The sequence below is a fragment of the Neptunomonas japonica DSM 18939 genome (assembly GCF_000422765.1).
Taxonomy (GTDB): domain Bacteria; phylum Pseudomonadota; class Gammaproteobacteria; order Pseudomonadales; family Balneatricaceae; genus Neptunomonas; species Neptunomonas japonica.
The window spans coordinates 1-1,672 of the sequence record NZ_AUGR01000042.1; the positions used below are offsets into that span (position 1 = coordinate 1).

Here is a 1,672-nt window from a genome sequence, read left to right on the forward strand (position 1 = left end):
TAAGACTGAGAACCGATGACGAGGTCCCTTGAGGACTGAAGTTGTTGATGCCATGCTTCCAGGAAAAGCTTCTAAGCTTCAGGTTATAACGAACCGTACCCCAAACCGACACAGGTGGTCAGGTAGAGAATACTAAGGCGCATGAGAGAACTCGGGTGAAGGAACTAGGCAAAATGGTGCCGTAACTTCGGGAGAAGGCACGCTGCTGGCGGTGATGAGCTTTACGCTCTAAGCTGCTGGCAGTCGAAGATACCAGGTGGCTGCGACTGTTTATTAAAAACATAGCACTCTGCAAACACGAAAGTGGACGTATAGGGTGTGACGCCTGCCCGGTGCCGGAAGGTTAATTGATGGGGTTAGCTTCGGCGAAGCTCTTGATCGAAGCCCCGGTAAACGGCGGCCGTAACTATAACGGTCCTAAGGTAGCGAAATTCCTTGTCGGGTAAGTTCCGACCTGCACGAATGGCGTAACGATGGCCACACTGTCTCCACCCGAGACTCAGTGAAATTGAAATCGCTGTGAAGATGCAGCGTACCCGCGGCTAGACGGAAAGACCCCGTGAACCTTTACTATAGCTTCACAGTGGACTTTGACATTACTTGTGTAGGATAGCTGGGAGGCTTTGAAGCATGGTCGCTAGATCGTGTGGAGCCAAACTTGAAATACCAGCCTGGTACTGTTGAGGTTCTAACTCTGTTCCCTTATCGGGATCGAGGACATTGTGTGGTGGGTAGTTTGACTGGGGCGGTCTCCTCCCAAAGAGTAACGGAGGAGCACGAAGGTACCCTCAGCATGGTCGGAAATCATGCATTGAGTGCAAGCGCATAAGGGTGCTTAACTGCGAGACAGACACGTCGAGCAGGTACGAAAGTAGGTGCTAGTGATCCGGTGGTTCTGTATGGAAGGGCCATCGCTCAACGGATAAAAGGTACTCCGGGGATAACAGGCTGATTCCTCCCAAGAGTTCACATCGACGGGGGAGTTTGGCACCTCGATGTCGGCTCATCACATCCTGGGGCTGAAGCCGGTCCCAAGGGTATGGCTGTTCGCCATTTAAAGTGGTACGCGAGCTGGGTTTAGAACGTCGTGAGACAGTTCGGTCCCTATCTGCCGTGGGCGTTTGAGATTTGAGAAGAGTTGCTCCTAGTACGAGAGGACCGGAGTGAACGAACCTCTGGTGTTCCGGTTGTCACGCCAGTGGCATTGCCGGGTAGCTACGTTCGGACGGGATAACCGCTGAAAGCATCTAAGCGGGAAGCCCCCTTCAAGATGAGATCTCGCTGGGAACTTGATTCCCCTAAAGAGCCGTTTAAGACTAAGACGTTGATAGGCTGGGTGTGGAAGCGCTGCGAGGCGTTGAGCTAACCAGTACTAATTGCTCGTGAGGCTTGACCATATAACGCCAAAGGCGTGTGGGAAGCATGTAGTAACAGATAAGATTACAGACTAGCGCTTGTTAAACAGACAAAGACACAGAAATTCATCGAATCCATGTTGTGACAGTTTATGCTTGGCGACCATAGCGAAATGGAACCACCTGATCCCATCCCGAACTCAGAAGTGAAACGTTTTAGCGCCGATGGTAGTGTGGGGTCTCCCCATGTGAGAGTAGGTCATCGCCAAGCTTTTAATAGAGAACCCTGATCACTTCGTGATCAGGGTTTTTTTATG

General features: G+C 51.4%; 2 rRNA genes. Both read left to right on the plus strand.

What is annotated here, in order from left to right:
• Positions 1-1,397 (plus strand): 23S ribosomal RNA (locus G511_RS0117700); the annotation flags it as partial.
• Between the two features lie 113 nt (positions 1,398-1,510).
• A 5S ribosomal RNA gene (rrf, locus tag G511_RS0117705) occupies positions 1,511-1,626 on the plus strand.
• The last annotated feature ends 46 nt before the right edge of the window (positions 1,627-1,672 follow it).